The following is a 13751-nucleotide window of genomic DNA, read 5'->3' as shown; positions in this document are numbered from 1 at the left end:
CAAAAATTAGAATTTAGAATTTAAAATATTGGAATTTAATTTTAAGATATCTCCCCGCGCAAAGCAGTTTCAAAAATAGCTTTAAACTCGTTTTGTGGAATATTATGTCCAAGCAGATACATTAGTTTTGTAATTGCTCGCTTCTGTAGTAATGTCTTTTCCTGATATAACGCCAAGAGATTTCAAGGCCGTACTCGTTTCGTATTGTCCCATGTTTACGCTTCCACCGGAGCATTGTGTTACGTTTACAATATACAAACCCGAGTCAATTGCTTTTTTGATTAAACTTAAAAACCAATCCTCGGTTGGTGCATTTCCTGAACCGTACGTTTCTAAAACAATTCCTCGTAAATCTGGAATAGAAAGAATTGATGCCAATACCACTTCACTCATTCCAGGAAACATTTTTATTATGGCTACGTGATTGTTCAGGTTTTTGTGAACGATCAAATCAGCGTTTTTATTTATGGGAAGAAATAAATGTCTGTTTAATTTTAAATGAACACCAGATTCTACAAGTTCAGGATAATTTGGTGCTGTAAAAGCTCTAAAATGTTCTGCATTTACTTTTGATGTTCGGTTACCGCGGTATAATTTGTATTCAAAATACAAACAAACTTCTGTAATAACCGGCTTTCCATTTTCTTGAAGTGAAGCAATCTGAATCGCTGTAATCAGGTTTTCTTTTGCATCGGTACGCAAATCCCCAATTGGAAGCTGAGAACCTGTAAATACAACTGGTTTAGACAAATTCTCGAGCATAAAGCTCAATGCGGAAGCTGAATATGACATCGTATCTGAGCCGTGAAGCACTACAAATCCGTCATAAGCAGTATAATTTTCCTCGATAATTGTGGCAATTTTGGTCCACATTTCGGGATTCATATTAGAAGAATCAATTGGATGTTCGAATGAAATAGATTCGATTTCACAGTCCAATTGTTTAATTTCTGGAATCTTCTGTATTAATTTACCAAAATTGAATGCTTTAAGCGCTCCAGTTTCAAAGTCTTTGCTCATACCGATGGTTCCTCCGGTATAAATCAATAGTATTTTAGCTTTAGATGACATCTTGGTATTTCAATTTATTCACAACTGGATTAGCATACATCGCCAAAAATCCTTGTCTTGTAACGGGATTATCGCTTCCGATACGCATTTCTAAACGACGCTCAAAAAGTGATTTTTCGCTCTCTTTGTATTTGTGCGCAAATTTATCTGTTCCGTTCAAAATATCGTAAGCAATAAAATTAGTCGGCCATAATTGGTAGTTTTTCAAAATAACATCGTCAATAGTTTGTGCCAGAGCCAGAACTTGTTTATTCCCATTGTCATTTTCAGCCACAATCTGATCGATTTCTGTATCCAAAACATCTCCAACAGAAATATGAATTCTTTTTTTAGTTCCCATGATACCACTTAAAATGGTCATGAAATCTTCGTTTTTATCTTTTACGTAAACTTCGTTATTTGCTTCTGCCATTAATTGCGGCATTTTCAAAACATCAGTCGGATCATATTCGTACGAAATCGAAACTGGAACAATTTTTAATTTCTTAAAATAATCCATTAGATTTTTCTCATCAGAACCCATTCCAATCATTTTTAGAACTCCTGGATTGGTTTCGTCGTTTCCGTCTTTTGTCCTTCCTTCTCTTTGTGCAATCCAAACCGAACGATTTTCGCGAAGCAGTAACTGCCCCATATATTCGGCTAATAATTTTGAACTTTGAAGCATTTCTCGAGGTGTTAATCCTCTTAAAACCAAAAAGTTTCTATTCAATTTTGCTAAAGTTGCCAAGAAAGCTTTTTTAACCAAATTATCTCCAATTGCAGATGCTGTCATGACCAAACCATGTTCGAAAAGACAAACGTTTAATAATGTTGTATCTAAAAGAATATCTCTATGATTGGAGATAAACAAATAAGAAGTGTTTTTTTCTAGTTTCTCAAAACCTGAAGTTGTTAAACCTTCAGAGCTTTTCTCTAAAACCTTTTGTATAGTATTGTAAATAAAGTTGCATTGAAAATCACGAATCGAATGTGTTTTTCTTAATTGATCCTTCCAAACCTCATCTTGTACTTCCGGAAAAGTAAAGTTCATCATTGTTTTCATCATCGGATGATTTACAACATCATGAAGTGCTTCATTTATTTCGGAATCATAAAACGGTCGAATGGCATCAAATTTCTGCATTATTTATATTGATTTTAAGTGGGCAAAAGAACAAAAAAAAAATTACATTAAAGTAACGAATACATTAAATCCCAAAAACGTCTTTGGAGTTTTGAGTTGTGACTGTCTGCGATCTCTTCTTCAGAAACATCATATAGCCCTGCCAGTTTAGAAATTACATTGACCAAATAACTGCTTTCATTTCGTTTTCCTCTGTACGGAATTGGCGCTAAATAAGGTGAATCTGTCTCCAAAACAATATGTTTTAAATCAATCTGATTTATAAACTGATCGATTTTTCCGTTCTTAAATGTTACCACGCCTCCAATTCCTAATTTCATATTATAGGAAATGGCCTGCTGTGCTTGTATTAAAGTTCCGGAAAAACAATGAAAAATCCCAAACAAATCTTCAGATTTTTCTTCTTCGAGAACTGCAAAGATCTCATCAAAAGCTTCACGACAATGAATTACAATTGGTAATTTGTATTGTTTTGCCAGCTGAATTTGTCTTTTAAAAGCGATCTGCTGTTCTTTTAAATGTGTTTTATCCCAATATAAATCGATACCGATTTCGCCGACAGCGTAGAATTTTCTTTTGGATAATTCGGTTTCAACATGCGCCAACTCTTCCAGATAATTATCTTTCACGTAAGTGGGATGCGACCCATCATCAGGAATACATTTTCGGGATAATTTTTTTCTAAATCGTACATAGACTGTGTCGCCACGCATCGATTGCAGGAATAAAAAAACGCGTTACTCCGGCATCAATAGCGCGCTGTATCATTTCGTCACGATCCTGATCAAATTCTTCAGAATATAAATGTGTGTGTGTATCTGTTATAATAGGTTTCAAATTCAAGGCTATAATTTTAAAGTTTTCAAAATTACGACAATATTAAAAGAATAGCAATTGGCTTCTAACAGAACGAAAAAAACCTTTGTCAAAGTTTCAAACTTTAACAAAGGTTATACTAAATCTATATTTTGTCAGACTGAGCGATCCCGAGTTTTCGGGAGAAGTCCAGCAAAGAAAAGCCCCCAATTCTTTTCGATTTGCTTTTGTGTCGTTCTCCCGAAGTTTCGGGATCGCTCAGGCGACATAATTTATTTATTTTCCAGTTTCAACAAATAATAAAGCACGTTCTAATACCTCATCTTTTCCTTCCTGAATTCCTTTTATGGTTGGTTTTATTTCAATATCAGGAATGATGCCAATTCTTTGCGTTTCTCTTCCGTCAGGATAATAAACGCCCATTCCGGTATATCTAGTATGAAATTTTTTGAAATCAATATCAATTGCATTTCCGTCTGTTCCTGCTGTCTGACTTCCTACGATTGTTGTATTTCCTGCTGTTTGAAAACACATCGCTGTCCATTCTGCCTGACTCATAGAATCTTCATTGAGTAAAACAATTACTTTGCCTTTATAATTATCTTTATTTTCAGTTCCAGATGATGTTCCTTCTTTCCATATATATTTTCCAGGATAATTTGGATAAGGGTATGTGTAAATGGCAAATTTTTCGTTATGAGCATTTAAAAAATCTGAAATTAAATTATAGGTTTGATTAGGATAATTTCTCATATCAAAAACAATTGCTTTAGTAGATTTTAAAGCGTCGATCATATCTGGAATATTCCTAGGTTTGATAGCGCCCATATCGACATAACCAATATTATCGTCTAAAAGTTTAAACTTTTCCTTAGGTTTTATCGCGCCTTTTTTAAATTCATTTCGATGGGAATCATGATAATCAGACCAGATCATTGATTTTGTTTCGTACTTTCCATCTTTTAGAAATTCTACTTGAACATTTTCAGAATTGCCGCTTAAAATCAGAGAAACCAATTTATCTAAATACTTCGCTTCGTTTGAAGCACAAATCAAATCTCGATTTTCTGCTCGCAAATTCTTTTATCGTTTTACCATTTACTTTAGTAATTACTGCACCAATTTTAATATTATCTGCCACGGCCAGACTATCACCCAAAATCTCTGTGATAACTAATTTATCATCTATTATTTTACCTGTCGCCGGAAAATAATTCGATGCTTTAGTACCATAAATTGGACTTTCGACATGACTATCATTAAGTTTAGAAGTCAGTTTTTTCAAAGCAATATAAAAATCGGTTTCATTTTTGGCATTAGCTATAGATGGCAATGACTGTTCCAAACTCAGATCCCATTTCTGATCCATTACATATTTATACGGAAAATAATATTCTATTAAATTCCAGTAAGCAAACAACATTAAGATTCTGTAATGTTTATTTGTGTAATCAAGATCAAAATAATTCTTTATGCTTTTAAAACTATCAAAACCTTGTCCAAATTCTTCTTCAGTTTGAAATCTATTCTCTTCAATAAATTTTAATTTCTTCGAAAGTTTTTTAGAAAATAACTTATTATTGAACCAGCTTAAATCGAAATTTTTATCAAAAAATGCTACATCTTTTGGTGCAGGAATTGGTGCTATTTCTTTTATTGGTCCAAGATCATCAATCCAATTTTCTAAGATTAAAGAAAACTCTTCTTTGGTTTGGGCTTTTTCTATTTTTGGTAATTTTTCTAAAAGTTGATTATCCCAATTGATTCCTGCAATAGCGGCTTTCGGATGATAATATTTTAAGAATCCCCAGACTTTACAAGTGGCAGTAAGTTTTTCTGTCTCCGTAATCTTGGAAGCACTAAAAATGGTTTGAGAAAAAATGATAAAAAGAAACAATGTAATTTTTTTCATTGAAATCATTCGGTTAGGTTAGATTGTTTTTGGGCTAATTCTTTAAAAGAAAAATCGAAATTAGAATTAAAAATCTGGATTCGCTTGTGGTTTCCCGTAAAAGCAGGAAATTTTTTATTTTATTTATTATTGAAAGCATTTGAAAAGATAAAAAAGCAACAAATTATATCTTCTACATCGTTAGTTTTTTGGTTTTAATTGCTTTATTTTTGGTTTTCAATCACATTGGAATGGAAAATCTTCACGAAATTCTCAAAACAGAGAATTACAAAAAAATAAAATTCAAAATCACTAAAACGCAAGCATTTACAGATAAAAGCCAAAATTAACGGCATTACTGGAAATTTTATTTTAGACACTGGCGCATCCAATACTTGTGTAGGCTTTGAAAGTATCGAACGTTTTGAGTTGGCGGCGAAAAACTCAAAAACCAAAGCATCTGGAGCCGGCGGAACTGGAATGAAAACACAGATTTCCTCTCAAAATAAATTGCAGTTAGGTTCTTGGAAAAACAAAGATTTCAGCATCGTAATTTTTGATCTTTCACATGTAAATGAGGCCTTAGAGTCTTTTAAATCAAAGCCTGTTCATGGAATTATTGGAGCTGATGTTTTGTTGGAAGGAAAAGCTATAATTGATTATTTTAATCACTATTTGTATTTGAAGTGATATTAAATTGTTTTTTCATATATATTTGTTAAGACTTTTTAACAAAAAATTGCGTATGAAAAAAACTCTACTTTGCCTGCTTTTTTTACTGCCTTCCTTATTTTATGCTCAGATTAGCAAGCATAATTCATTGTGCGGGAGATAATGTATTTGATTTGACCAGCAGATATGACGAATTGACTAAAGATATAAGTCCTGATAAAAATATTACTATCAAATATTATACTAAGGATACTTACGCTATATACGATGAAAATGCTGTTGTAGATCCAAAAAACTTTGTTTTCACTGGAGGTAATCAACTACAAATTCATGTTAGAATAAATACTGGTGGAGGAACTGGAATAATGAATTCTTTTATGATAATTTTAAATCATTCTATTGAATTTGCTAATGCCAGTGTTTCACATCCTGAATGCGGAAATTCAAGAGTCTATCTTGTCGCTAGATACGGTAAAAGTCCTCATAAATATTCTTTAGATGGAGTTAACTATCAATCCGCGAACTCATTTAATAATGTAGCTCCCGGCTCTTATAATATACATATTAAGGATGATTATGGGTGTACAAAAGATTCTACTTTAGTTGTAGCCCCTGTGATTCCTCTTACAGCAACAAGTTTAAAAATAGATAACACTTGTTACGGTTTTGCTGATGGGAGAATAGAAGTTAATCCTATTGGAGGAATCTCAGATTATTCTTATTCTAAAAATGGAGGAGCTAATTATCAAGCTTCTAATATATTTCCGAATTTGACTGCAGGTCGGTATGATATGATGGTAAAAGATGCTTTAGGTTGTACATTTCCCTTTCAAGTAGAAATAGTAAGTCCAGCGATTTTGCACTCTTTCGCCACCGCTACCAACATCAGTGCTTTGGACAGGAACGATGCAGAAATAACAGTAATTGCAACGGGAGGCACATCTGATTATTCCTATATTTTACGTGACACAAATGGAGTAGTCCTAAGATCTTCTCAATTTTCAAATAGATTTCCTAATTTAGGAGCTGGTTCTTATATCATAGAAGTGAGAGATGCAAAAGGATGTTCTTTCATTACCCAAATTACTATACCTGCACCGTCTTCTCCTTTAAATGCCTCTACAACGACTATTGATGCCACATGTAATAACCCTTCAGGTAGTATGATAATGGTAACTGCAACTGGTGGTTCTGGATCTTATTTGTACTCAATAAATAATGAACCTTACAATTTTTCTAATATCTTTCCTAATTTAGTTTCCGGCAATTATGTCGTAAATGTGAAGGACAGTCAGAACGCTATCGTAAATATTCCGGTTGTTATAAAATCATATGCACCATTAACTGCAACTGCTGATTACACCAAAATTAATAATTGCACGATAAATTACAATTCAACCATCACTATTACAGCTAACGGCGGTAAACTGCCATATCAATACGCAGTAAATAATACAACAAATTATCAGGAAAGCAATACCTTTTTTGGTGCGGCACCTGGAGAGCATACTATTAATGTTAGAGACGCTAATGGTTGTGAGTTTACTTCAACTTTAACTATAGATTCACCCGTTTTATTAACAGCTTCAGTAACTGTTAACGAAGCCGAAATTTGTGGAGGTAAAAGTTTTGCTACTATTAATGTAAGCGGAGGCCAAAAACCTTACAGCTACTCTTTTAACCAAGGAAACACCTATTCTAATGTAAATACAGCCGAGTTACCTGCAGGATACTATACTTTATTTGCGAAAGATGCTTCGGATTGTATTGTTTCTCAAGTTATAACAGTTTTACCTTCAACATTTCCCTCGACCACTTTCATATCTCAAACTAATGCAACAGATCCAAATAACAATGATGGAAGTGTAACTGTGAGTGTAACTGGCGGAACAGCCCCTTACAGCTATTCGATTGCGACAAAAAATAATCCTCCTAGAGATTTTTTACAATCTTCTAACGTTTTTACTTTTACCAATCTTGCACCGGGAACTTACAGCGTAGTTGTTAAAGATGCTAAAGGATGTCTTTCACAAACCATAGAAGTAGTTATTTTAGCACCATCTGTTGCGCCACCAATTATAGCTACAGCCGATGTTAGCCAACCTAATTGTATTAACCCAACGGCAACTATAACAATAAATGCTAGTGGAGGATCAGGCAGTTACCAATATTCAATAGATAACGGTGAAACCTATAGTTATTCTGGCATATTTACTGTTTTTCAAGCTGGCAGTTATTTGGCCTCAGTACGTGATTCTGAAAATACAATTTATACTTTCACTTTTGATGTACAATCGTTAACTCCTATGTTTCTTACTACATCAATTGTTTCTCTGCCCTCGTGTGTACAGGGCGGAATGATTATGGCAAATGCTGTAGGAGGAGAGGCTCCGTATTACTATTCTATAAATGGAAGTCTCTTTCAAGAGGTCGCTTTTTTTTCCGATCTGAGCCCAGGGGTTTACTCGATAACTGCAAAGGATAATAAAGGATGTAGTGACACCACAATTCTTACACTACAAGCGCCAGTTCCAATAACTGCTTCAGTTAGTTTAGAAAATCAAACTGTAAACGTTAGTGCTGTTGGCGGTATAGGAGACTATTATTATTCTATAGACGGAATTTATTTTCAAACAAGTAACATTTTTATAAATGTAAATTACGGAATACATCAAATGCATGTAAGGGACCAAAATGGATGCTTTGCAACTATGGTATTTGAATTAAATCCACCAAGCCCTTTAATTGAAGGTAAAGATGAAATAACTATTGAATTTAAATCTGGACAAACTTTAGCTGATTTAATTATTGAAGGTCAAAATATCAAATGGTACAGCTCTCCAGGAAACTTAATAACTGGTAAAACAAGTAAAACTGCCGAAACTGCTTTACCATTATCTACCGTTTTGGTTGACGGCGTTACTTACTACGCATCTCAAACCATTGACGGAGTAGAAAGTAAAGAACGTCTTGCTGTTACTGCAAAAGTAAACGGTTCACTTTCTTCTCCAGATTTTGAATTCGTTGATTTCAAGTTTTATCCTAATCCAGTAAAACATATTTTGAGTATTAAAAATCAATCGATTATTGAAAACATTCAAATTTTTTCTGTTGCAGGACAATCAATTTTACTTAAAAAAGTAAATAATACATATTCTGAAATTGATTTATCAAGTCTTTCAACTGGTGTATACATCTTAAATGTAAAATCTGATGGAAAAGAAAAAGCTTTTAAATTTATAAAAGAATAATTTGCTATTAGAAACGCATAAAAACGCCTTCATATTCAAATTATGAAGGCGTTTTTATTTCAGGATTTATTTTTTATTCTGTAATCTCAGTTTTTGAAACCGTATGTTTTTTCAACGAAAAATAAGCAACAACTGTACTCAATAACATTAATAATCCTCCCAAAACAAACGGTGCTCCAGCAAATTTAAACGGTGCATCACTATGCGTGAAAAAGTAAAAAGTATTTGCCATCATAGGCGGACCAATAATTGACGAAGCACTCATTAAACTGGTTAAAGTTCCCTGAATTTCTCCCTGCTCGCTTGGTTCTACTTTACTAGCCACAACAGATTGTAAGGCTGGGCCGGCAATTCCGCCAAGACAGTAGGGAATTAAAAACACAAACATCATCCAGCTTTCTGTTGCAAAAGCAAACAAGAGCATTCCGATTGTGTATAAAGCCAGACCTATATAAATGCTTTTTTCGTTTCCTATTTTAGGGTTGATGTATCTCACTAATCCACCTTGTACAACTCCAACTAATAATCCAATAATTCCTAACGAAATCCCGATCATTCTTTCGTCCCAATTAAATTGGTAAATCGTGAAAAAACTCCAATTGCTTTGCACGGCATGAGAACCAACATATAAGAAAAATATAGCGGCAATTAATCCAATCAAAGTGGGATATTTTTTTAATCCGATAATTGCTCCAATCGGATTGGCTCGTTTCCAGTTAAAATCTCTTCTGTTTTCTTTTTTAAGGGATTCAGGTAAAATAAAAAATCCGTAAAGGAAATTTACCATACATAAAACAGTCGCTGCATAGAAAGGAACTCTAGATCCGTATTGTCCTAACAAACCTCCAATAACGGGTCCGATAATAAATCCTAGTCCGAAAGCGGCGCCAATTAATCCGAAGTTTTTAGCTCTGTTTTCGGCTGTACTTACATCGGCAATATAAGCCGAAGCAGTTGTAATACTAGCACCGGTAACTCCAGCAATAATTCTTCCTATAAAAAGCCAGACAATTGTTGGTGAAAAAGCTAATAAAATATAATCCAATGAAAATCCAAAAAGCGAAATCAAGATTATCGGTCTTCTTCCGAATTTATCACTCAAATTTCCAATTACAGGAGCAAAAACAAACTGGGTTATCGCATACGCGAAAGTCAGCCAGTCGCCAATTTTTGCTGCCTCGCTGATATCGCCGTGAATTAATTCTTCGATTAATTTCGGAATTACCGGAATAATAATTCCCCATCCCGTTATATCAATTAACATGGTTATAAAAATAAAACCAATGGCGACAGATTTATCTTTTTGTAGCATAGTAGTTTAGTAAGATGATGCAAATAAACATATTTTTAAACTAACAATAAAAAATTCCAAATTCCAATTGAAAGGAATCTGGAGTTTTTTATTGAATAATTAAAATTGCCTGAAGTTTTTGCACGCAGATTTAAGCAGATAAACACAGATTTTTTTTAATTTAACCTTCTAAATCTGCGTGAAATATTTTTTCTTAATTATAAAGAATCAATAAAAAAATCCCAAATTCCAATTGAAAGGAATCTGGGATTTTTTATTTCGAAATTCCAAATTCGGACTTTGGAACTTCACTATTGAAAATTAAAACTCTTAGTGGTTATGTTTCGGATTGAAACCGTCTTCGCTTAATTCTTTGTGCTCATAATCAGCAACCATTTCAGCTTCGTAATCGATTTTTTCTCCTTTAGAGAACTTACGAATAATTTTCTCCATAATGTCATAGATTACAGGAACTACGATCAAAGTTAGGAATAATGAAGAAATCAAACCTCCAATAATTACCCAAGCCAATCCGTTTTTCCATTCTGCTCCTGCTCCTGCTCGCTAATGCAATTGGGAACATACCAAATACCATCGCAATTGTTGTCATCAAGATCGGACGTAAACGTGCGTGGTTTGCCTGGATTAATGCTGTTCTGATCGATTCTCCGGCGACTCTTCGCTGATTCGTATAATCGACAAGCATAATCGCATTCTTACACACCAGACCAATCAACATGATGACCCCTAAAATGGTAAAGATATTTAAGGTATTGTTTGTTAATGCTAGTGCAAATAAAACTCCAATGAACGAAAGCGGAATAGCAAATAATACTACAAACGGGTGAACGAAACTGTCATATAGACCTACCATTACAAGGTAAACCAAGATAATAGCGGCTAATAATGCGATTCCTAATGTACCAAATCCTTCTGATTGGTTTTCTTGGTCACCACCCCAGATGTAGTTAACTCCAACTGGTTTTTGTAGTTTATCTAATTTTTCCTGCCATTGTGTAACAATTGTTCCTGCTGGTACCCCAACGTTCTGACCTTGCACAGTTACAGAAGCTGTTTTATCTCTACGCTCTAATTTACTTGGTCCAGAACCTTCTGTAATTGTTGCGAATTGGTTTAATTTAATTTGCTGACCTGCATTATTTACAAAAATCAAATTACTAACATCAGTAATGTTTTTTCTATCAAATTCGTTGTATTTGATGTTGATGTCGTATTCGTATTCACCAGCTCTAAATTTACCGTCAGTATTACCACTGTAAGCTGTCTGCATTGTTAAACCAACCGTTTGAAGTGTTAATCCTAAAGCGACCATTTTATCTCTGTCAACTTGAACGTTAATCTCTGGGTTTCCGTCTTCAACTGTTAATTTAATCTCAGTTGTTCCAGAAATTGTACGTAATTCAGCTTCAGCTAATTTTGCAAATTTCATGGCACTTTCTACGTTTGGACCTGTTACAATCAAACCTAAAGTTGCATCTTCTGCTGTTCCTAAGATACCTACAGGAACCGTTTTAACTTTTGCACCAACTAATATTTTTTCCAGTTTACGTTTTGTTTTAGTCTGCGTAAACGTTGGCATCGTCTGTACGATCTTTTTGTTCGATCATTTTAACGTCGATCTCTGCTTTGTAAGCAGTTGCCTGCGCCGCACCTAAACCTTCACTCGTTTGTCCTACAGTTGTAATTTGGCTGAAAACATATTTCTCTCCTTTTAAGAAAGCTTCTGCTTTTTGCGTCATAAAGTTAGTCTGCTCTAATGAAGCATCTTTTGGCATCTCAATTTGTACTAAGAATTCACCACTATCAGATGATGCGAAGAACTCTCCTCCAATATAACCACCTCCCATTAACCAGAAGATAGATCCAAAGAACATTACTAATACAACTACAATGGTTTTAATATAGTGATCTAAACACCAGTTTAATAAGTTTGAAATCCAATCTGTAAAACGAGTTAAATAGCTTTCAAATCCAAGGATCACTTTTTCGAAAGCATTTTTACCTTCTAGATGTTCTAATTTTCCAAAACGTGAAGACAACCATGGAATAATAGTAAATGAAGCTAATAATGAGAACAATGTTGATATAATTACAGTAACACAGAATTGTGTAATAATGTTTGATACCAATCCGGTACTCATTGCAATCGGTAAGAACACCACCACAATTACTAAAGTAATCGAAGTTACTGTACCACCAATTTCGGCAGTTCCATCATAAGAAGCTCGAATTTTGCTTTTACCCATCTCCATGTGTCGGTAAATATTCTCCAATACAACGATGGCATCATCCACAAGGATACCAACAACAAGAGATAAACCAAGTAAACTCATTAAGTTAAGCGTGTAACCTAATAAATAGATTCCGATAAATGTAGCAATCAAAGAGGCAGGAATAGATACCATTACGATCAATGAGTTTCTAATACTGTGCAAGAAGAACAACATTACAAATGCTACCAAAACTACAGCAATTAATAAATCGTGTACAACAGAATCTGTCGCTTCAAGCGTAAATACAGTACTGTCTTTTGCAACATCTAATTTCAATTGAGAAGATTTGTAATCACTCTCTAATGTTTTAATTGTTTTAATCAACTGCTCACTTACCGCAACGGCATTTGCATCTGATTGTTTTACAATTTGAAGTACAATGGCACTTTTTTGGTCAACACGCGCAATTTTCTCCGCGATTTTTTGTGTATCCTGAACATCAGCAATATCTCCTAATCGAACTTGAATTCCGTCTTGAGAAGAAACTACTAAGTTTCTTAATTCCTCAACATTTTTATACTTACCCGCTAAACGAATTAATATTTTTTGGTTACGAGTTTGGATGTTACCCGTTGGAAAATCCAGATTCGAAGTCAAAATAGTCTGTTGTACCTGAGGAACAGAAAGTCCGTAACCCTGCATTTTAACAGCGTCAAGATTTACCTGAATCTCACGCTCCTGACCTCCAATAATATTTACCTGTGCCACACCTTGTACACGAGATAAAACTGGAGCAATCTTTTTATCGATCAAATCGTAAAATTCAGCTTCGTCCATTTTACCATTCGCACCAAGCGTCATAATTGGTAAATCACTCAAAGAGAATTTAGTCAAAGACGGCGGATCGGCATCATCTGGCAAATCACTCAAAATAGCGTTGATTTTACGCTGCGCATCGTTCATCGAAATATCTACATTGGCAGTAGAAAGTAATGTGATTGATACTACAGATAAACTCTCATAAGATTTCGAGTCAATTTTCTTGATATTTTCCAAAGATGCAATCGCATCCTCAATTTTCTTTGTAACGGTATTTTCAACCTCACTTGGAGAAGCTCCTGGATAAACAGTTGAAACCGTGATAACGTTGGTTTCAAATTTTGGGATCAGCTCGTAGCCTAACTGGCTGTAACTGAACAATCCACCTAGAATCAGAATTGTAAACAATACAATTACTAACGACGGACGTTTTATGGATATTTCGGCTAATTTCATATTTTTTTAATGCTATAGGCTTTAGGCTGTAGGCTTTAAGCTTTAAGGTTTAATTTCATATTTTGTTTTTAGGCTCTAGGCTTTAGGCTTTTAAAAAGCTTACTGCTTATTGCCTAAAGCTTAA

5 protein-coding genes and 4 pseudogenes are annotated in these 13751 nt (G+C 34.3%); 2 read left to right on the top strand and 7 right to left on the bottom strand.

Annotation, left to right across the window (positions count from 1 at the left end):
• Window positions 1-41 precede the first annotated feature (41 nt).
• From ACZZ95_RS06840 to ACZZ95_RS06820, 5 genes and pseudogenes are all read right to left on the bottom strand, one after another.
• Window positions 42-1071: pseudogene (locus tag ACZZ95_RS06840) on the bottom strand (asparaginase).
• Window positions 1061-2197: a 1-acyl-sn-glycerol-3-phosphate acyltransferase gene (locus ACZZ95_RS06835; protein ID WP_463468491.1), complete on the bottom strand. Its 1137-nt coding sequence runs from the start codon at window positions 2195-2197 to the stop codon at window positions 1061-1063. Before ACZZ95_RS06835 ends, ACZZ95_RS06840 begins: the two are co-directional and overlap by 11 nt.
• Window positions 2198-2261: 64 nt before the next feature.
• A pseudogene (locus ACZZ95_RS06830) lies at window positions 2262-2965 on the bottom strand (TatD family hydrolase).
• Between the two features lie 324 nt (window positions 2966-3289).
• A complete protein-coding gene (locus ACZZ95_RS06825; protein WP_463468490.1) occupies window positions 3290-4090 on the bottom strand; it encodes a S41 family peptidase in 801 nt (266 codons plus the stop codon).
• Entirely contained in the window at window positions 4032-4925 is an 894-nt protein-coding gene (locus tag ACZZ95_RS06820; protein ID WP_463468489.1) for a hypothetical protein, read from the bottom strand. Before ACZZ95_RS06820 ends, ACZZ95_RS06825 begins: the two co-directional genes overlap by 59 nt.
• 230 nt (window positions 4926-5155) lie before the next feature.
• Here ACZZ95_RS06820 and ACZZ95_RS06815 point away from each other — a divergent pair.
• Window positions 5156-5594, top strand: a pseudogene (locus tag ACZZ95_RS06815) (retropepsin-like aspartic protease).
• 104 nt (window positions 5595-5698) lie between these two features.
• Complete coding sequence (locus tag ACZZ95_RS06810; protein ID WP_463468488.1) at window positions 5699-8827, top strand: T9SS type A sorting domain-containing protein; 3129 nt, start codon at window positions 5699-5701, stop codon at window positions 8825-8827.
• A gap of 73 nt (window positions 8828-8900) precedes the next feature.
• On the opposite strand, the gene ACZZ95_RS06805 is transcribed toward ACZZ95_RS06810, so the two are convergent.
• On the bottom strand, window positions 8901-10139 hold the full coding sequence (locus tag ACZZ95_RS06805) for a TCR/Tet family MFS transporter (RefSeq protein ID WP_463468487.1): 1239 nt from the start codon (window positions 10137-10139) through the stop codon (window positions 8901-8903).
• Between the two features lie 309 nt (window positions 10140-10448).
• Window positions 10449-13627 (bottom strand): annotated as a pseudogene (locus tag ACZZ95_RS06800) (efflux RND transporter permease subunit).
• Between the last annotated feature and the right edge of the window lie 124 nt (window positions 13628-13751).

Source organism: Flavobacterium sp. AC267 (assembly GCF_979258715.1).
This window is presented reverse-complemented; position numbering and strand designations above follow the sequence as displayed.

Excerpts from the sequence above, each read along its gene's own strand:
- ACZZ95_RS06835 (WP_463468491.1), bottom strand. The coding sequence starts at position 2,197 with ATGCAGAAATTTGATGCCATTCGACCGTTTTATGATTCCGAAATAAAT.
- ACZZ95_RS06820 (WP_463468489.1), bottom strand. The coding sequence starts at position 4,925 with ATGAAAAAAATTACATTGTTTCTTTTTATCATTTTTTCTCAAACCATT.
- ACZZ95_RS06810 (WP_463468488.1), top strand. The coding sequence starts at position 5,699 with ATGCTCAGATTAGCAAGCATAATTCATTGTGCGGGAGATAATGTATTT.
- ACZZ95_RS06805 (WP_463468487.1), bottom strand. The coding sequence starts at position 10,139 with ATGCTACAAAAAGATAAATCTGTCGCCATTGGTTTTATTTTTATAACC.